Below are 17,844 nucleotides of genomic sequence, written 5' to 3'. Positions count from 1 at the left end.
CTAAAATGGCAAAGCTCATTCTGACCCACGAAGTAACCGGTCTCGGTGCTGCTGGCGACGTTGTCGAGGTCAAGGACGGTTACGCACGTAACTACCTGCTGCCCCGCAACTTCGCCCTGACCTGGTCCAAGGGTGGCGAGAAGCAGGTTGAGTCCATCAAGGCTGCCCGCGTTGCCCGCGAGCACGCTTCCCTGGAAGACGCTCAGAAGCAGGCTGCTGCACTCTCCGCCAAGCCGGTCAAGCTGGTCGTCAAGGCTGGCGCAACCGGACGCCTGTTCGGCACCGTCAAGCAGGGCGACGTGGCCGACGCTGTTGAGGCCGCAGGCCTGGGCCGCATCGACAAGCGCAAGGTTGAACTGCCGGCACACATCAAGTCGACCGGTTCCTACCAGGCAAACGTCCGTCTGCACGACGACGTTTCCGCTGTGATCGAACTCGACGTAGTCGCAGGCAAGTAGCCCTCACCGGCTGCAGTCCTGAACTGCTGGAAGGCCCCCGCCTCCGGACCTCTCTGAGGACCGAAGGCGGGGGCCTTCTGCTTTAACCCCAACACGAGGTCACTTGCGGTCCATGTTGGACGGCGTCATGGGCCGTAGGTGACCCCGCGTTGCTTTGGCGGGGCGGATCCCTTAGGCGTGGTGCAGCGCCGTGGTGACATGCCGGTAGCCGAGCCGGACCAGTTCAGTGAGCACGGCATCGTCGACGTCGTCGAGCTTGTTGACGTACAGGCAGCCGGCGCCGAGCTTGTGCCTGCCCAGCCTGCCGAGGAGTTCGGCGGCCTCCGGCCCATATGTCAGGCCGTAGAGCGACAGGCTGGATTTCCTGGGGGAGAAGCCGACCGCCGCGGCATCGCCCTCCCTGCCGCTCGCGTACTTGTAGTGGTAGCGGCCGAAGCCCACAATCGTCGGACCCCACATTTGCGCCGGTTCGCCCGTTATTTCGGACATCAGTGCCAGCAGGCGGAACCCGTCGGCGCGCCGGACCGGATGCTCGACGGCGGCCAGGAACTCCTGAACCGACGCGCCGGTTGCCTGCGTTTTGTTTTCAGCCATGAGGGCAGTCTTGCAGAGCGCGACATTCCTGTCAGGCGGGGAGGGTGGCCGGGAATAAATCCCCCTGCCCGCCGCTTCTAGAGGTAGATGCAAACGCATGTAGTCGCGTTGCTGACCAGGATTCAACTTAGGAGCACTCCGTGGAAACCCGCCGTATCACCGTTATCTCCGCCGGACTCGGCGTCCCCTCCTCAAGCCGCCTGCTCGCGGACCAGCTGGCGGCCTCGGCCGAGCGGCAGCTTGCCTCGGCCGGCTACGCCGTGGACATCGAGGTCCTGGAGTTGCGGGACCTCGCCGTGGACATCGCCAACAACTTTGTAACCGGGTATGCGGCTCCGCGGCTCGCCGAAGTGATCGCCGGCGTCGAGGCCTCTGATGGCCTGATCGCCGTCAGCCCCGTGTTCAGCGCGTCCTACAGCGGGCTTTTCAAGTCCTTCATCGACGTGCTCGATCCCAAGGCGTTCGAAGGCAAGGCCGTGCTGATCGGGGCCACCGCCGGCACGGACCGGCACCAGATGGTGCTGGACTTCGCGATGCGGCCGCTGTTCACCTACCTGCGCACCCGGATCGCCGCCACCGCGGTTTTCGCCGGGCCGCAGGACTGGGGAAACAACGACGACGGCGGCTCGCCACTGTCGGTGCGCGTGGACCGGGCGGCGGGGGAGTTTGTCGCTCTGCTGCAGGACTCAGGGCCGCAGCAGAAGCCGGTCGCGCTGGAGTCCCTGCCGTTTGAGCAGCTGCTGGCCGGGATCGCTGCCCAGCGGTAGGTCTGCCCGCGCAGGGCTTCCGGGCCTGCAGCGCCGTCCGAACCTTTTCGGCCGCCCGCTCGTTGTCCGGGACATGAAGTGTCCCGTGGATTCTATTGACCTGATCATGAGTGAACGCAGCGGCGTGGAGATTGACTATTGCCCCCAATGCCGCGGGGTGTGGCTGGACCGGGGAGAGCTGGACAAGATCATTGACCGTGCGGCGGAGTCGTTGGGCCCGGCAGCCGGCGTCCCCGCCGCACCACTGCCGCCGGCAGCGATGCCACCTACGGCGTTTTCACCTGCTGAGTTTTCACCTGCGTCGTTTTCACCTGCGGTTGCTGGCCACATTCCGCCGCCGCTGTACAACCCCGACCCGCGCCGGGACGACCGGCGTCCGGATGACCGCCGCTATGACGAGCGCCGGTACGATGACCGCCGCGACCGTCCGCGTCCCGACCAGTCCAGGTATGAGCAGCCGCGTTACGATGACCGCCGTCGTCCGAAGAAGAAGGAAGGCTGGCTGGGGGACTTGTTCGACTTCTAGCCATGCCGGGTCCCCGGCCGTGCCGGTGGCCCGGAGCCGGCGCGGGCCCCGCGGGGCTCAGTCGCCAAGCAGTGCGATGAACTCCCGGGCCTGTTTCATGGAAATATCCGAGTGGCGGGTCAGGGCGGTCGCTGCGGCCTCGGTGTCGCCGCTCTTAGCCAGGGTGCGGATCCTCCCGTAGATCTCATCATTGAGCATGTTGCTGCTCACCTCGCGGGTGACATCGCCCTTGCTGGCGATCGCGCGGTAGCGGTACGAGAACCGCTGGGGCACGTCGTCGTCGTCCGGAACGGCCGCCGGCGCCGGCTCAGGGGCGCGGAAGGGCTGGGGGTGGGCTGCCAGCGCCGCGACGGCGTCGCGGGACGCCCGTAGGCCCTCGCCTGTGGCCTCGAGGTAGACCTTGATGGCGGTCATGGCCTGCCCCTGCGCGATCAGCGCGTAGAGCTGCCGGTGCTGGTCCTCGGTGAGCCTGGCGGCCGCCGTCCGGGCCAGCTCCGCGGAGTTGGGGTCCGGCTGCGGCGCTGGTGCCGGCATGGTGCGTTCGCCGCGGCGGCTCCACGCCCGTATCGCCAGCAGTACGGCGGCGGCCACGAGCACCAGGATCAGTACGGGAATGAGCAGGGAGTCCATGTGCTAGAGCCGATCTACGTAATTCTTTGCGGTCTTCAGGTCCGAGCGCGTCGATTGCCGCAGCAGCCGGACGGCCTTCGTCTTGTGGCCGTCGTGGGCCAGCGACTGGAGCTGCAAGAGGAGCTGTGGGCTCAGGTGTCCAATGGCGGACAACGCATCCTGGTGGCCGGAGCTGTCCCGGCCCAAAAGGGCGGAGCGGGCGTGGTCGGCCTGCTGCGATTGCTGCTGGGAGTTCTGGCTGGGGCGCGTGGTAGCTTCAATCCGGGCGCGGGAGGCCTCGGCAGCCCGGACCTGTGCCGCGTAGTGGGCCTGGGACTTGAGCGCCAGTTCCTGCTGGTAACGCTCGGCATCTGAGATGCCGTGGTTCCGCGGCTTCAACGCCGTGACCGCCGCCCAGAGCACCGCCGCGAGGATGAGGGCAGGCAACATGACTATCAGTACATCGCCCATGATTAGAGCTTATGCCAGATTGCGGTTATCCACAGCATGTTCCGCACCTCGCGTACAGTGCGCCGCTGCTGGCGTCAATTCGGCTCGGCGGGAATGAATCCGGTCACAAAATGTGCGTATCGGGCGGCAAATGTGGCCTCCTGTGCCGCATCGTATCCCCAGCTCCAAGGTGCAGGCTGTGGATGAAGCTTGGCGGAAATTGTTTTGTGTCCACAAGATGAATGCAACATTTCCGCAGGTCAAGCACTGATTACAGGCTTAACTTTTTTTCTATCCACAGCTCTACCCACAGACTGTGCACAAGCATCAGGCACTAGTGCACAGGTTATCCACAGGGCAGCGGAGCGGCCGGGTTGGTGCCTGCCCCGGCGGCGGATAACGTAGCAGGATATCGGGCGTGGGAAGCGGAAAAACCTGCGGTCGCCGGATGGTGCCCACCAGGACACCGGCTCCGGGATCCGGTGCCCTGCGGCCGCACCAGCACTGTGGATAACGGCGGTTGCTGGTCCGGCGCGAACTGTCGGAGCTGACTGGTAAGAATAGAGCGGCCGGCATGTGCCGGGTTTTGCCGCCCGCATCACAGCAGTTCGGCAACACAGCAGTTCGGGATCACAGCAGTTCGGCAACACAGCAGGTACGCATCACAGCTCCGCAATGACAGCAGTTCGGCATCACGGCCGTTGAGCACCGCAGCGGCTGGGCGTTGACCCGGCGGGATACGGTGCTTGGCCTTGAGGCACTGGGTACGAGGGCATTGGGCATAAGGCGCAGTGCTTACGCGCCGCGGCGAACGGACATCCGCCACGGCACACAATGAAGGACGGCAGTTTTGTCAGTTACGCATCTGGACTCAGTCGAGGGTACGCGGGGAGCCGAGGGCAGCCGCAAGCCTCCGCAGGACATCCCCGCGGAGCAGTCAGTCCTGGGCGGCATGATGCTGTCCAAGGACGCCATCGCCGACGTCGTCGAGATCCTGCGTGGCCAGGACTTCTACCGTCCGGCGCACGAAACCATCTACGAGGCCATCATCGACCTCTATGGCCGCGGCGAGCCCGCGGACGCCGTGACCGTCTCGGACGAGCTGACCAAGCGCGGCGAAATCAACAGGATCGGCGGACCCGCCTACCTGCACGAACTCATCCAGACCGTCCCCACGGCGGCCAACGCCGGTTACTACGCTGAAATCGTGGGCGAACGCGCGGTGCTGCGCCGCCTGGTCAACGCCGGCACCAAGATCGTCCAGCTCGGCTACGGACAGGACGGCGAGGTCGAAGACCTGGTCAACCAGGCCCAGGCCGAGGTCTACGCCGTCGCCGAACGCCGGACCGCCGAGGACTATGTGGTCCTCAAGGACGTCATGGAATCCACCGTGGACGAGATCGAGGCCTCCGGCCACCGCGGCGAGGGCATGGTGGGTGTACCCACCGGCTTCTACGAGCTCGATGAACTCACCCACGGCCTGCATCCCGGCCAGATGATCGTGATCGCCGCCCGCCCGGCCGTCGGCAAGTCCACGTTCGCGCTGGACTTCGCCCGCTCGGCCGCCATCAAGAACAACCTTGCGACCGTCATGTTTTCCCTCGAAATGGGCCGCAACGAGATCGCCATGCGCCTGCTGTCCGCCGAGGCCACGATCGGTCTCCAGGACCTCCGCAAGGGCACCATCAAGGACGAGCAGTGGTCCAAGATTGCCACCACCATGGGCCGGATGAACGATGCGCCGCTGTTCATCGATGACAGCCCCAACATGTCGCTGATGGAGATCCGGGCCAAGTGCCGGCGCCTGAAGCAGCAGCATGACCTCAAGCTGGTGATCCTGGACTACCTGCAGCTCATGAGCTCGGGCAAGAAGGTGGAATCCCGCCAGCAGGAAGTCTCCGAGTTCTCCCGTGCCCTGAAGCTCCTGGCCAAGGAACTCCAGGTGCCGGTGATCGCGCTGTCGCAGCTGAACCGTGGCTCCGAGCAGCGCCAGGACAAGCGCCCCATGGTCTCGGACCTGCGCGAATCCGGCTCCATCGAGCAGGATGCCGACATGGTGATCCTGCTGCACCGCGAAGACGTCTATGACAAGGAGTCCCCGCGCGCGGGCGAGGCGGACATCCTGATCGCCAAGCACCGTAACGGCCCCACAAAAGACATTGTGGTGGCTTTCCAGGGCCACTACTCGCGGTTTGCCAACATGGCCGCCGACGCCGGCGGTGGCGGCGGCTTCTAGCCCCGCCCGGCTAGTGGTCGCGGGCCGCGAGCAGGTGGTTGGGCAGCCGGTTCCCCGGGGCCCGGCCGCGGATTTCCAGCAGTTCGCGGGCGTGGGAGTGCAGCCGGATATCCTCCGCTGACACCGGCACCCACTGCGGAATCGGGACCGAGGTGCCGGTCTCGTCGCGGGCGACCATGACCGTCAGGCAGTATGTGGTCAGGTTCAGCTCGCGCCCCTTGGGGTCTCCGGAGCGGACGTGGACGGCGATGTGCATGCCCTTGGTGCCGGTGTAGACCAGACGGGCCTCCACCTCTACGACGTGGCCGATCAGCAGCGGCCGGTAGAACCGCACGCCGCCGGAGAATACGGCCACGGTGTCCTTGCCGCAGTAGCGGGAGGCGCAGACGTAGGCAGCCTCGTCGATCCACTTCATGACGATGCCGCCGTGCACCTTGCCGCCCCAGTTCACGTCCGTGGGCGCGGCCATGAACCGCAGCACCACGCTCTCGGCCGTGCCGGCGTCGGTATATTCCTGTCCGCTCATGGCCTCCACGATGTCCTCGCGGACCTTGATCCGGGCCAGCGCGTGGTCCCGCTGTTCGATTTCGTCCGGCGTCTCAGGGACGAACTGCGGCACCGGTATGGGCTTGCCGTCCGCGCCCACGGCCACGAAGATCACGATGCACTGGCTCCGCATGGTGGCGGGGCCGCCCTTCGGATCGCCCGAGGACACCACGGTCCGGATGTGCATCGAGGACCGCCCGGTGTACACGATCGTGGCCTCGACCTCCACCATGTCGCCACTGTTGACCGGGTCCGCGAAGTGGATGTTCCCCACGTAGGCCGTCACGCAGTAGGACTTTGCCCAGCCGACGGCGGCGGCATAGGCCGCCTTGTCCACCCACTCGAGCACGGTGCCGGCGTCGACCGAGCCGCTGTGGCCGACATCGGTGGGGGCCGCCAGGAAGCGCAGGGTCACGGAATTGGGCGCGTTCTCGCTCATATTGTGAGTTTACTGATTGGCCCGGCGGGCGCGGCCGGCCGGCGACACAATCGCTCTCCTGCAGGCCACAACCACGCCATAACCCGGAGACACACGACGGCGGGCGGCCACCAAAAGGTGACCGCCCGCCGTCGCGCTCCAGGCCGTGAGCTATGCCGTGGAGGCCTTAGGCCAGGACGCGGAGCTTCGAGTCGGCGCGGCCGAAGAGGGCGCGGTCGGCGGAGAACTTGCCCGCACCGACGAGGGCCACGGCTGCAGCGGCGGCCGCCAGGATCAGGACGAGTTCATAGCCGCCGGTTGCGACGAAGACGCCGGCGGAGGCGTGGACCATGAACAGGGCGCCGAGCATGTCCAGTGCGAGGAGGACCGCAAACACGCGGGTGAGCACGCCCAGGATCAGCGCGACACCGCCGACGAGCTCGAGGGTCGCGACGACGGGAGCCACCGCCTGGGCTGCCGGAACACCCATCTGGGTGAAGGCGGCCTGGGTGCCTGCGATCGTGAATTCGTTGAACTTCTGCCAGCCGTGGGCGGCGAAAAGGAAGCCGGCGATGACGCGCAGGATGGTTCGGGCGGAGGTGGTCAGGGCGGGCTGGTTCATGGGAAATACCGTTTCGTAAGTAGGGGGCGTCGCGGCTCTCAGCCGCCGCGGCTTCGGTTGCGTTCAAGATCCAGTCTTCCGGATATTTAGTTGAAATGTCAACTAAATGACGTGCTGGGTCGATTCAACGGCCCGGCTAGGGTTAACGCGTGCAACCTTCCCCGCAGCTGTCCACCGCCCCGCCGCCGACTACCGGGCAGCGCCGGGAAATCCTGCGCCTGGCAGTGCCGGCCTTCGGCGCCCTGATCGCCGAGCCGCTGTTCCTGCTCGCGGATTCGGCCATTGTGGGCCATCTCGGCGTGGCCGAACTGGCCGGCGTCGGGCTGGCATCGGCGGTCCTGCACACGGCAGTCGGACTGATGGTGTTCCTCGCGTACTCCACCACCCCGGCAGTGGCGCGGGCCATCGGCAACGGCCAGCTGGCCAAAGCCCTCGCCGCCGGGCGCGACGGCATCTGGTTGGCGTTGCTGCTCGGACTCGTCCTTGCGGTCGCCGGGTTCCTGGCCGCGGGGCCGCTCCTGGACCTGATGGGCGCCGACGGCGAGGTGCATGCCTTTGCCGTGGACTACCTGCGCGGGTCCATGCCCGGCCTCGTGGCGATGCTGCTCATCTTCGCGGGCACCGGGGTGCTGCGCGGACTCCAGGACACCCGGACCCCGCTGATCGTCGCCGCCGCGGGTTTCACGCTGAACATCGCGCTGAACCTGGTCCTCGTCTACGGGTTGGGCTGGTCCGTGACCGGCTCGGCCGTGGGCACGAGCATCGCGCAGTGGGCCATGGCTGCCGTCTATGTGCTGATCGTCCGGCGCAACGCCCGCAACCACGGGGTGTCCCTGCGGCCGGACTGGCGTGGCATCCGGGCCCTGACCGGGGTGGGTTCCTGGCTGATGCTGCGCACACTCAGCCTGCGGATCGCGATTCTCGCCACGGTGGTGGTGGTCACCGCCCAGGGGCCGGTCAATCTCGCCGCACATCAGCTGGCCATGACCATCTTCACGTTCTTCGCTTTCGCCCTCGACGCCCTCGCGATCGCGGCCCAGGCCTTGATCGGCAAGGAACTCGGCGCGGCCCGGCCGGTGGCGGCACGAGCGCTGACGCGCACCATGACCCGGTGGGGGGTCGGCTTCGGCGTCCTGACCGGAATCCTTCTGGCAGCCGCGGCACCGTGGGCGGGCGCCCTCTTCACACCCGACGCCGAAGTCCGGGCGGCACTTACCCTCGCCCTGTGGGTGCTCGCCGCCGGGCAGCCGCTGGCCGGGTACGTCTTCGTCCTTGACGGCGTCCTCATCGGCGCGGGCGACGCCCGCTACCTGGCGATCGCGGGCGTCGTCAACCTCGCTGCCTACCTGCCGCTGCTGCTGGCGGTGCTGTATTCCGGCGCCGGTGCCGGCGCGGGATTGCTCTGGCTGTGGGCCGCGTTCTCGCTCGGCTACATGGCGGCGCGGGCGCTGACGCTGGGCCTCCGGGCCCGGACGGACCGGTGGATGGTGCTCGGCGCGCGGTGAGTGCGGGCTGGCGCCGCCGGCAGGCGTGCGAAGCCGCGGCTTCGCACTAAACTGGACGGGTGACTCTTCCCGCAGCGCCTGACGCGACCCCTGCCATCCGCGCCGCGGCCGACCTCTTCAAGCCCGTGCTTGTCAGGGCGGCCGTCGCGCTCGTGTTTGGCGCGGTCACCGTGTTCTGGGCGGCACCGCCAGAATCGGGCATGGGCTGGGCCGGCGGCCTCTACCTGCTGGCCACCGGTGTGGTGATGATCTGGACCGTGCCCAAGACCGGATTCCCACCGCGGGAAGGCGCTGGCAGAGTCCTCTCCGCCGGCGGGGCAGCCCTGGCCGGAGCCGGCGCGGCCGTGGCCCTGATCCCCGCCCCGCTCGTCTTCGGAACCATCGCGGCTCTGGGCCTGGGCGTGGCCGGCGCCGCGGAGCTGTTCGCGGGCATTCGTGGCCGCGGCCGGTCCGTGCTGGCCCGTGACTGGATCGCCTCCGGCGTGATCGGACTGGGCACTGCGATCGCGCTGCCGTTCTTCATCGGCCTCGGCCCGCACGCCCTCCTCGGGGTTGCCGGCGGCGGGGCCATCATCAGCGGCGTCCTGTGGATGCTGTCCGGACTGACCCTGCGCCATGATGCTCCGGGCGATTCCGCGGAGGCCGTAAACTAGTACCGACAGGTTCTACCCGGCGTAGAACAATTGCGGTAACAAGACAGCCACGCTATTTGCGCGGGCTGCAGGAGGAAAACACCTTGGCACAGCAGAAACCCGGAGCGCCCCGCAGCCTGCGGACCTCGGTCAAGGGACCGCTCATGTTCTCCGCGTTCTGGGCCGTGGTGGTTTTCTTCGGCGTCCTGATCTTCGCCTCGGGCGGCAGCGCCCGCTCGCCCCGGTTCGATCTGGCGCTCACCGGCGCCGGCATCGCCTTTATTGTGATCCTGGTGGTGGCCGCCATGCTGGCCATGAGTCACAAGGAGAATCCCGCTGACCTGGGGAAGGGCTCCGGCGTCAACCTCAGTTCCAAGCGCACGCCCTCCGGCCATGGCGGCCCGTCAGCGCAGCCCCGGCCCGAGGCCGGCCCCGGCGATTCCCGTGACAGCGGCCCGCAGGCCTAGCAACGAGGCCTGGCAGCGTGGCCCCACGGTGAGGCCCGACAGGCCGGCCTGACAGCAGGGCCCGACACCGCGGGCCCCTCCCGCCGGCACCCTCGGCGTCAGGACGCGGCTTTCCGGGCCCGGTACGCGGCCACATGCGCGCGGTTGGCGCAGTTTCCCGTGTCGCAGTAGCGCTTCGAACGGTTGCGGCTCAGGTCCAGCACGACGGCGTCGCAGTCGTCCGCGGCGCACACCAGCAGGCGGTCCATTTCCTTGCTGCGGATCACGTCCACGATCGCCATGGCCGCCTCCGTACTCATCCGGTCGGCCAGCGGCGCCTCCGGGGTGGTGGCGTGCAGGTGCCAGTCCCAGGGTTCGTGCTTGACCAGCTGGGGCAGCGCCCGGGCCTCCCGGAGCAGCCGGTTCACGGTTCCCGCGGCTGCCGACTCCTCGGCCTGCCAGAGCTCGGCGAGCTCGCCGCGGAGCCGCCGCACGCTGGCCAGCTCGGCCCCGTCCCGGGTGCGGGAACCGGTGAAGCCCTCGGCCTCCAGGAAGGCATCCAGATCCCTGACCGTGGCCAAATGTTCCTCACCGTTGGCCGCGGTGTTGATGAGGTTGACCACAGAACGCAGGGCAACTTCCGTGTCAGGGGCAAAAACCATCTTGACTCCTTACCTTGCCGGGGCGTAATGTCATGAGCATAACCCTACTTTACTCCTGACAGGAGAATGCCCGTGTCTGCCCCCCAGCGCCCCGTCGCCACGCCGGTCCGAGACCTAGCCGCCCAGCGGTCTGCCTCCGAACCGGGCGGCACCCCGCAGGGAAGCAAACTCGAAGGCAAACGGGGAGGCAAGCAGGCCGCCAGGCAGAGCACTACGCCGGCCGCCGCACCATCAGGGTTCATGGCATCGGGCCTGGGCGTCGCCCTGTTTTCGTCCGCGGTGTTCGGGCTCTCCGGATCATTCGCCAAGGCGCTCCTGGAAACGGGCTGGACTCCCGGGGCGGCCGTCACGGCCCGGCTTACCGGTGCGGCCCTGATTCTGGCCGTCTTCGCCATTCCCTCCTTGCGCGGGCGTTGGCACCAGCTCCGGGACAACTGGCTGACCGTGCTGCTGTTCGGATTCATCGGCGTCGCCGCCTGCCAGCTGTTCTATTTCAACGCCGTATCCCGGCTCTCGGTCGGCGTCGCCCTGCTGCTGGAGTACCTGGCGCCGGTGCTGATCGTCCTCTGGCTGTGGGCCGCCAGCCGGAAACGGCCGCGGCCACTGACGATTGCCGGCACCCTCCTGTCCCTCGGCGGGCTGATCCTGGTCCTGGACCTCACCGGAGCCGTCAAAGTCGACCTCATCGGGGTGCTGTGGGGGATCGCGGCCGCGGTGTGCCTGGCCATCTATTTCTTCATCACGGCCAAGGAAAACGACACCCTGCCGCCCATCCTTCTGGCCTCCGGCGGGCTCATGGTGGGCGCCATCGTCATGTGGCTTGCCGCGGCAACCGGGCTGCTGCCGATGGCCTTCAGCACGGCCGACACCCGCCTGGGGCCTTGGGTCACCCCGTGGTGGGTGGCGCTGGGCGGCCTCGTGGTCCTGGCCACGGTGGTGGCGTACGTGTCCGGGATTGTCGCCGCCCGGGCACTCGGCTCGAAAGTCGCGTCCTTTGTCTCGCTCACCGAGGTGCTGTTCGCCGTCATCTGGGCGTGGCTGCTGCTCGGCGAACTGCCCGGACCCATCCAGCTCCTGGGCGGGCTGCTGATCGTCGGCGGGGTGGTGCTGGTCCGGCTGGACGAGCTCCGGGCCCCGTCCGGCACCGGCGCGGCAGCGCTGGACCACGCGAACGACTGCGAGCCCGTGCCGTAGTCGGTTGTCCGTTCGGCCCGGGCACCTCGTTCCCGGGCCCGAAGGAATCTCAATTGGTCGACAGCCTACAACGCGCCTAACCGTGCCTCAATCACCACAAGGCCCTTAGCATGGAGATATGTGCCGAAATATCCGGACCCTCCACAATTTTGAACCCCACGCCACCACCGCGGAGGTGGAGGCCGCCGCGTTGCAATACGTGCGCAAGATCAGCGGCAGCACCAAGCCGTCCAAGGCCAACGAGGACGCCTTCAACCGGGCTGTGCATGAGATTGCCCATGCGACGCAACACCTCCTCGACTCCCTGGTGACCCACGCCCCGGCAAAGGACCGCGGGGAGGAAGCGGCCAAAGCCAAAGCCAGGGCTGCCATCCGCTATGGCGCGGCCTGAGGCGGGGCGCCCGGCCTAAGGCCTGACTACTTTCCGAAGCTGCGCAGCCGCAGCGAGTTGGCCACCACCAGCACGGAGCTGGCGGCCATGGCGGCGCCGGCGATCATCGGGTTGAGCAGGCCCAGGGCTGCCACCGGGATGCCCACGGCGTTGTAGAAGAAGGCCCAGAAGAGGTTCGTCTTGATGGTGCCGAGCGTCCGGCGGGAAAGCTCGATCGCCTGCGCCACCTGTCCGAGGTCGTTGCCCATCACCGTCAGATCGGCTGCCTCGATGGCGACGTCGGTGCCGGAACCCATGGCGATGCCCAGGTCCGCCTGCGCCAGCGCCGCGGCGTCGTTAACGCCGTCCCCGGCCATGGCCACAGTGGCGCCGGCCGCTTGCAGCGTCCGCACGGCCTCAACCTTGCCCGCCGGGAGCACACCGGCAAAGACGTCGCGCGGGCTGATCCCGACGGCGGCCGCCACCTGGGCAGCCACAGTGGCGTTGTCGCCGGTCAGCAGGATCGGCCGGAGCCCGAGCTCCCGGAGCCGGGTAACTGCGGCCGCGGAACCGGGCTTAACGGTGTCCCGCAGGCTGATGATTCCGGCGATTTCGCCGTCCACGGCAACCCAGACGGCCGTGGCGCCGGAGTCTTCGGCAGCACCAAGCGCCTCGCGCTGAGCCGGGGCCGGAGCGACGCCGGACTCCAACAGCCAGCCGGTGCGCCCCGCGACCACGCGCCGGCCGTCGACGGTGCCATCGACTCCGCCGCCGGGTGCGGAGCGGAAGCCGGCGACGGCGGGGAGGCCGGCGCCGTTGTTGTTCACACGCCCCGCCGCCGCACCCAACGCCGCAGCGGCGATGGCCCGGGCGATCGGGTGCTCGGAGGCGTTTTCCACAGCACCCGCCAGGCGCAGGACCTCGGCTTCGCTGTGCGGCCCGAAACTTTGGACGCCGTCCACGGCAAGGCGGCCGGTGGTGACGGTTCCGGTCTTGTCCAGCAGGATCGTGTCCACCGTCCGGGTGTCCTCGAGGACTTGCGGACCCTTGATCAGGATCCCCAGCTGGGCGCCCCGCCCGGTCCCGGTCAGCAGTCCGACGGGCGTGGCCAGCCCGAGGGCGCAGGGGCAGGCAATGACCAGCACGGCGACGGCGGCGGTGAAGACGGCCCGGACCTCGCCGGCGTTGACGGCAGGTGCGGCCGCAATCAGCCAGGCCCCGAAGGTGAGGGCGGCGATGACCAGGACGACCGGTACGAAGACGGCGCTGATGCGGTCGGCGAGCCGGGCGATGGGTGCTTTTCCGGTCTGCGCCGCGGAGACGAGCCTGCCCATCTGGGCCAGGGTGGTCTCGGACCCGACGCGGGTGGCGCGGACCAGGAGCCGGCCTGAGGTGTTGATGGTGGCCCCGGTGACCTGGCTGTCCGGGCCGACTTCCACGGGCACGGATTCGCCGGTCACGAGGGAGGCGTCCACCGCAGAGGCGCCGTCGATGACGACGCCGTCGGCGGCGATCTTCTCGCCGGGGCGGACCACTATCACGTCTCCGAGGGCCAGCTGGTCGGCCGGGATCTTGTGCTCGGTGCCGCCGCGCAGGACAGTAGCGTCTTTTGCCCCCAGGTCCAGGAGGGCCTTGAGGGCGTCGCCCGCCTTCCGTTTGGCGTTGGCCTCGAGGTAGCGGCCGAGCAGCAGGAACGTGGTGACCACGGATGCGACCTCGAAGTACAGGCCGCCGGAGCCCATGCCCTCCGCTGCCAGATGTTCGGTCATACCCGGGTCGGCAAGGAGTTGCCCAACCGAGAAGGAGTAGGCGGCAATCACGCCGATGGACACCAGGGTGTCCATCGTCGAGGCCAGATGCCGCGCGTTGATGGCCGCGGCGCGGTGGAACGGCCACGCCGCCCAGGCAACCACCGGCAGGGCCAGGATGGCGGCCACCCAGCCCCAGTTCGGGAACTGGAATGCCGGGATCATCGAGATCGCGAAGACCGGGACGGTGAGTACGGCCGCCACAACCAGCCGCGGGCGAAGCGAGGGTGCGGCTGTGGCGGCCGGAAATCCGGTGCCGGCCGGGAGCCCTGCGTCCTCCACCGGCGTGCCCGGATACCTGGCGGACCGGACCGTGGCCTTGTAGCCCGCGGCCGCGACCGTGGCCGTGATCTGGTCATCGGTAATGTCCGCCGGGACGCTGACCCGGGCGGACTCGAGGGGCAGGTTGACGCTGGCCTCGACTCCGTCGAGCTTTCCGAGCCTGCGCTCGACCCGGTTGACGCAGGACGCGCACGTCATGCCCTCGATATCGAGGTCAATGACACGGCTCCCGGCCCGGTCCAACAACTGCTGGTCCAACAACTGCTCGCTGCTCACGGCGCCCTTCTTTTTCGGCTCGATTGGTTTTCTGCCGTTCCGGCGCCTGCGCCCGACGGCGGTTGCCGTTCCGGCGCCTGCGCCCGACGGCGGTTGCCGTTCCGGCGCCTGCGCCCGACGGCGGTTGCCGTTCCGGTGTCTGCGCCCGCCCGGGGCTGTTGTCACTCAGGCTTCGCTGGCGACCACGAGGTAGCCGGCTTCGGCGATTGCCTCGCCGATTTCGGAGGAGGACAGTGCTTCGTTGGAGGTGATCGTGACGGTGGAGATGCCGCCGGCGTTGAGGTCGACGTCGATCTTTTCGACGCCGGAGAGCGCCTCAAGTTCTTCGCTGACAGAGGACACGCAGTGGCCGCAGGTCATGCCGGAAACGTTGACGGTGGTGGAAACGGGGGCCATGGGGTGCTCCTTGTCGCTGGGCCGGGTGTGGTTCCCCGGCCCGGTGGTGTGGTGGGTGGTACGGGTACTAGCGGAGCAGGCGTCCGATGGCATCGGTGGCCTCCTTGACTTTGACATCGATGGCCTCCGCCCGAAGCTCCGGGTCTGGCTCGGCGGCGGCGCCGACAACGCAGTGGCCGATGTGCTCTTCGACGAGCCCGAGGCTCACGGCATGCAGGGCCTTGGTGACGGCGGCGACCTGGGTGAGGATGTCGATGCAGTATTTGTCCTCGTCAACCATCCGGGCGATGCCGCGGACCTGCCCTTCGATCCGCTTGAGACGGCGAAGGTAGGCGTCCTTGTTGGACGTGTAGCCGTGTTCATGGGGCGGGGCTTCAAGGGGAACAGTGTCCAGACGTGCCGTGCCGGGGACTTCTGACTCGCTCATGCCCTCAACATATACCCCCTAGGGGTATGTTTCAAGCCCGCGGCCCGGCCGGCGCAGCATGTGGAATGTTGGGTAAAACAAAGAGCTCCGGAGTGCGTTATTGGGGGATACGCACTCCGGAGCAGCTTTGGGGTAGGCCGTTCCTCCGGCCTACAGATCGAGCTTACTCGCCGGTAGTGGGGTAACACCAGCGCTCTGAATAAGTACTTTCGCTTTATTTTCTTCCTGCCGGAGCGACGCCCGGAACGATCAGGATCGGACGTTCCTGATGGTGGCTGAGCCATGCCGCCACGGAGCCGTTCAGCGCGGCGGAGATGCGGTGGCCGATGCCGCGTTCGGGGGTCCCCACCACGATCATGGATGCGTTGGTGTCCGCGGCCAGCCTGCCTATCGCCCGGGCGGGATCCCCGGCCAGGGTGCGCAGCGTCCAGTCGATTCCCAGGGGAACGCAGAGTGCCTCAACAGCGGAACGCAGCTCCTGGGCGGTGGCCCGGATCCGGGCGTCGTCCGCGTCCGGGTGCAGAGACAGGCGGTGCGCGGACCGCGCCGGGTCCCACTCCACGAGGTAGCTGGCCTCGTCCACGTAGGCGCAGATCAAGGGCGCGGCGAGGGACTTCGCGAGGGATGCCGCCGTCTGCAGCACTTCCGGATGCTGTCCCGGAACCACACCCACCACGAGGGGCGCCGGGCCGTGGGCGGAGTCGTCAGGCATACTTCATTCTGGCGCCGGGGTGCGGCCCTGAACAGGGGCTTACTTCCCGTCTGCCGGCCCGGGAGGGTGCGGGCGCCGTTTGCCGCGGCCTCCCTTGAACAGCCCGGGGGTGGGGCCTACGGTTGAAGAACACAGGAGGAGGTGGCCGCCGTGGAGATCTACATGTGGTGGTTGGATCTGGATTTGGCGAGCAAGGAATGGCTTCGGGAAAACCTGCGGACCATTGAACTGCCCGAGGCCGTGCAGCGGGGAATCGCCGATGCCGGCGGGCCCGGTCCGGCTGAGCCGTCCGCCGCCGGCGCGGCCGTATTGACGGCCGCGGACTGGGACTTCATCGAGACGCAGTCGGAGTTCGTCGACTGAAAGATGCCACCGGCGCGGCAGAGCATGCCGGCGGGCGCCGGGAGAAAACCGTTGCGGCCTTCGGGCGGGGATGGTTGCATGGACCCCATGGCTACTGCAGAGAGTTACGTCCTGGCGATCGGGACCAAGAAAGGCCTTTGGCTGGCGACCAGCCGGGACCGGAAGGACTGGTCGCTGTCCGGCCCGCATTTTCTGATGAGTGAGGTGCCCAGCATCGCCATCGATACCCGCGATGACAGGACCCGGATCCTGGTGGGGGTCCGCTCCGAGCACTGGGGCCCCACGGTTTTCCACTCAGATGATCTCGGCGGATCCTGGACCGAACCCGAAAACGGCGCCATCACGTTCCCCGACGGCACCGACGCCGCCCTGGAACGGATCTGGCAGATCTATCCCGACGCCGACTCCCGCCCGGGCGTCGTGTGGGCGGGCTGCGAACCGATCTCGGTCTGGAAATCCACCGACGGCGGCGAGCACTTCGAGCTCAACCGCGGCCTCTGGGACCATCCGCACCGCAGCGAATGGGGCGCAGGCTATGGCGGCGCTGCGGCGCACTCGATCGTCGTCGACCCCACGGGCGAGAAAGTCCACGTCGCCATGAGCACCGGAGGGGTCTACCGCTCGCTCGACGGCGGCACCTCCTGGGAGCCGCGCAACAAGGGAATTTCCGCGTACTTCATGCCGGATCCCAACCCGGAATTCGGCCAGTGCGTCCACAAGATCGCGGCCGACGCCGCCGTCGACGGCCGCCTGTACGCGCAAAACCATCACGGCGTGTACCGCAGCGACGACGGCGCCGAATCGTGGGAGTCGATCGCCGAAGGGCTGCCGGCGGACTTCGGTTTTGTGATGCTGACGCATCCGCGCCGGGCCGGTACCGCCTGGGTGGTCCCGCTGAAGGCTGACGGCGAACGTATCCCGCCGGACGGGAAGCTGGCCGTACACCGGACCGATGACGCCGGCGCCAACTGGAAACGGCTCGATGCCGGGCTGCCGGAAGCCGAGTACAACGCCGTGCTCCGTGATGCTGCCAGCGTCGACAGCGCGGAGCCTGCGGGCGTCTACTTCGGGACGCGCGGCGGCAGTGTCTACGCCAGCGCTGACGAGGGAGAACACTTTACCGAGGTCGCCTCGCACCTGCCGGATGTGCTGTGCGTGCGGGCAGCCGTGGTCTCCACTGCCCTGCTCCCGGCGCAGGCGTGAAGGGGTAAAAAGCGCATGAACAGCGGCGAGATCAGCGGCGACGCCATGCCGGCAGACTCGGCGATCAGCGTGGTCCTGCCCAGCGTCCTCCAACCGCTCGCCGGCGGGCAGTCCATCCTGACTGCGCCCGCCGAGGCAGCGGTGACGGTGGAGTGGGTGCTGGATACGGTGACCGGGGGCTATCCGGCGCTGTCGCGGCGGTTGCGGGACGAGACCGGAAGTGTTCGCCGTTATGTGAATATATACGTCAACGGGAATGAAATCCGGCGGCTGCAGGGTCTGGTGACTGCCGTGGCGCCGGGCCAGGAAGTCCTCATCATCCAGTCGGTGGCCGGAGGCTGA

General features: G+C 67.9%; 22 protein-coding genes and 1 pseudogene. 12 read left to right on the top strand and 11 right to left on the bottom strand.

Going from position 1 to position 17,844, the window contains the following annotated elements:
- Window positions 1-5: 5 nt before the first annotated feature.
- Window positions 6-458, top strand: a complete 453-nt coding sequence (gene rplI / locus AC1DNG_RS14185) for a 50S ribosomal protein L9 (RefSeq protein WP_018775331.1) — start codon at window positions 6-8, stop codon at window positions 456-458.
- A 171-nt stretch (window positions 459-629) separates the two neighbouring features.
- On the opposite strand, the gene AC1DNG_RS14180 is transcribed toward rplI, so the two are convergent.
- Entirely contained in the window at window positions 630-1,052 is a 423-nt protein-coding gene (locus tag AC1DNG_RS14180) for a DUF1801 domain-containing protein (RefSeq protein WP_476887639.1), read from the bottom strand.
- 140 nt (window positions 1,053-1,192) lie between these two features.
- Between AC1DNG_RS14180 and AC1DNG_RS14175 the strand changes: the two genes are divergently transcribed.
- Window positions 1,193-1,819 carry an FMN reductase gene (locus AC1DNG_RS14175; protein WP_476887638.1) on the top strand — a complete coding sequence of 209 codons (627 nt, stop codon included), beginning with the start codon at window positions 1,193-1,195 and terminating at the stop codon, window positions 1,817-1,819.
- 52 nt (window positions 1,820-1,871) lie between these two features.
- On the opposite strand, the pseudogene AC1DNG_RS14170 reads toward AC1DNG_RS14175, so the two are convergent.
- Window positions 1,872-1,928, bottom strand: a pseudogene (locus AC1DNG_RS14170) (hypothetical protein); the annotation flags it as partial.
- Here AC1DNG_RS14170 and AC1DNG_RS14165 point away from each other — a divergent pair.
- Window positions 1,905-2,345: a TFIIB-type zinc ribbon-containing protein gene (locus AC1DNG_RS14165; RefSeq protein WP_476887637.1), complete on the top strand. Its 441-nt coding sequence runs from the start codon at window positions 1,905-1,907 to the stop codon at window positions 2,343-2,345. The pseudogene AC1DNG_RS14170 and the gene AC1DNG_RS14165 overlap by 24 nt on opposite strands.
- Before the next feature lie 57 nt (window positions 2,346-2,402).
- Here AC1DNG_RS14165 and AC1DNG_RS14160 read toward each other — a convergent pair whose 3' ends face one another.
- Entirely contained in the window at window positions 2,403-2,975 is a 573-nt protein-coding gene (locus AC1DNG_RS14160) for a hypothetical protein (protein ID WP_476859629.1), read from the bottom strand.
- Between the two features lie 3 nt (window positions 2,976-2,978).
- A complete protein-coding gene (locus AC1DNG_RS14155; RefSeq protein WP_476850679.1) occupies window positions 2,979-3,425 on the bottom strand; it encodes a hypothetical protein in 447 nt (148 codons plus the stop codon).
- Between the two features lie 829 nt (window positions 3,426-4,254).
- On the opposite strand from AC1DNG_RS14155, the gene dnaB reads away from it, so the two are divergent.
- Window positions 4,255-5,640 (top strand): replicative DNA helicase, encoded by a 1,386-nt coding sequence (gene dnaB, locus AC1DNG_RS14150; RefSeq protein WP_018775337.1) that lies wholly within the window; start codon window positions 4,255-4,257, stop codon window positions 5,638-5,640.
- A 10-nt stretch (window positions 5,641-5,650) separates the two neighbouring features.
- Here dnaB and AC1DNG_RS14145 read toward each other — a convergent pair whose 3' ends face one another.
- Both AC1DNG_RS14145 and AC1DNG_RS14140 read right to left on the bottom strand, forming a co-directional pair.
- Window positions 5,651-6,625 (bottom strand): acyl-CoA thioesterase, encoded by a 975-nt coding sequence (locus AC1DNG_RS14145; RefSeq protein WP_230007189.1) that lies wholly within the window; start codon window positions 6,623-6,625, stop codon window positions 5,651-5,653.
- 166 nt (window positions 6,626-6,791) lie between these two features.
- Window positions 6,792-7,226 (bottom strand): DoxX family protein, encoded by a 435-nt coding sequence (locus AC1DNG_RS14140; RefSeq protein WP_028277632.1) that lies wholly within the window; start codon window positions 7,224-7,226, stop codon window positions 6,792-6,794.
- A gap of 149 nt (window positions 7,227-7,375) precedes the next feature.
- Between AC1DNG_RS14140 and AC1DNG_RS14135 the strand changes: the two genes are divergently transcribed.
- The 3 genes from AC1DNG_RS14135 (at window position 7,376) to AC1DNG_RS14125 (ending at window position 9,830) form a co-directional block, all read left to right on the top strand.
- On the top strand, window positions 7,376-8,731 hold the full coding sequence (locus AC1DNG_RS14135) for an MATE family efflux transporter (protein ID WP_476856783.1): 1,356 nt from the start codon (window positions 7,376-7,378) through the stop codon (window positions 8,729-8,731).
- A 59-nt stretch (window positions 8,732-8,790) separates the two neighbouring features.
- Window positions 8,791-9,384, top strand: coding sequence for a hypothetical protein (locus AC1DNG_RS14130; RefSeq protein WP_028277630.1), 594 nt, complete (start codon window positions 8,791-8,793; stop codon window positions 9,382-9,384).
- Window positions 9,385-9,467: 83 nt separating this feature from the next.
- Window positions 9,468-9,830 (top strand): hypothetical protein, encoded by a 363-nt coding sequence (locus AC1DNG_RS14125; protein WP_079555031.1) that lies wholly within the window; start codon window positions 9,468-9,470, stop codon window positions 9,828-9,830.
- Window positions 9,831-9,928: 98 nt separating this feature from the next.
- Here AC1DNG_RS14125 and AC1DNG_RS14120 read toward each other — a convergent pair whose 3' ends face one another.
- Window positions 9,929-10,471 (bottom strand): CGNR zinc finger domain-containing protein, encoded by a 543-nt coding sequence (locus tag AC1DNG_RS14120; protein WP_230007185.1) that lies wholly within the window; start codon window positions 10,469-10,471, stop codon window positions 9,929-9,931.
- A gap of 240 nt (window positions 10,472-10,711) precedes the next feature.
- Between AC1DNG_RS14120 and AC1DNG_RS14115 the strand changes: the two genes are divergently transcribed.
- Window positions 10,712-11,665 carry an EamA family transporter gene (locus AC1DNG_RS14115; RefSeq protein WP_476887650.1) on the top strand — a complete coding sequence of 318 codons (954 nt, stop codon included), beginning with the start codon at window positions 10,712-10,714 and terminating at the stop codon, window positions 11,663-11,665.
- Between the two features lie 118 nt (window positions 11,666-11,783).
- Window positions 11,784-12,056, top strand: coding sequence for a DUF2277 domain-containing protein (locus tag AC1DNG_RS14110; protein WP_476887636.1), 273 nt, complete (start codon window positions 11,784-11,786; stop codon window positions 12,054-12,056).
- A 26-nt stretch (window positions 12,057-12,082) separates the two neighbouring features.
- On the opposite strand, the gene AC1DNG_RS14105 is transcribed toward AC1DNG_RS14110, so the two are convergent.
- From AC1DNG_RS14105 to AC1DNG_RS14090, 4 genes are all read right to left on the bottom strand, one after another.
- Entirely contained in the window at window positions 12,083-14,386 is a 2,304-nt protein-coding gene (locus AC1DNG_RS14105) for a heavy metal translocating P-type ATPase (RefSeq protein ID WP_476887649.1), read from the bottom strand.
- 180 nt (window positions 14,387-14,566) lie between these two features.
- Window positions 14,567-14,797 (bottom strand): heavy-metal-associated domain-containing protein, encoded by a 231-nt coding sequence (locus AC1DNG_RS14100; RefSeq protein WP_028277624.1) that lies wholly within the window; start codon window positions 14,795-14,797, stop codon window positions 14,567-14,569.
- Window positions 14,798-14,864: 67 nt separating this feature from the next.
- Window positions 14,865-15,224, bottom strand: a complete 360-nt coding sequence (locus AC1DNG_RS14095) for a metal-sensitive transcriptional regulator (RefSeq protein WP_476887635.1) — start codon at window positions 15,222-15,224, stop codon at window positions 14,865-14,867.
- 214 nt (window positions 15,225-15,438) lie between these two features.
- Window positions 15,439-15,936: a universal stress protein gene (locus AC1DNG_RS14090; RefSeq protein WP_476850674.1), complete on the bottom strand. Its 498-nt coding sequence runs from the start codon at window positions 15,934-15,936 to the stop codon at window positions 15,439-15,441.
- Between the two features lie 150 nt (window positions 15,937-16,086).
- Between AC1DNG_RS14090 and AC1DNG_RS14085 the strand changes: the two genes are divergently transcribed.
- The 3 genes from AC1DNG_RS14085 (at window position 16,087) to AC1DNG_RS14075 (ending at window position 17,844) form a co-directional block, all read left to right on the top strand.
- Complete coding sequence (locus tag AC1DNG_RS14085; RefSeq protein ID WP_028277621.1) at window positions 16,087-16,299, top strand: hypothetical protein; 213 nt, start codon at window positions 16,087-16,089, stop codon at window positions 16,297-16,299.
- 78 nt (window positions 16,300-16,377) lie between these two features.
- Window positions 16,378-17,502: a WD40/YVTN/BNR-like repeat-containing protein gene (locus tag AC1DNG_RS14080; RefSeq protein ID WP_476850673.1), complete on the top strand. Its 1,125-nt coding sequence runs from the start codon at window positions 16,378-16,380 to the stop codon at window positions 17,500-17,502.
- Between the two features lie 15 nt (window positions 17,503-17,517).
- The gene (locus AC1DNG_RS14075) at window positions 17,518-17,844 is read left to right on the top strand and encodes a MoaD/ThiS family protein (RefSeq protein WP_476850672.1); all 327 of its coding nucleotides are present in this window, start codon (window positions 17,518-17,520) and stop codon (window positions 17,842-17,844) included.

The organism is Arthrobacter sp. 01T425, assembly GCF_056398725.1.
This window is presented reverse-complemented; position numbering and strand designations above follow the sequence as displayed.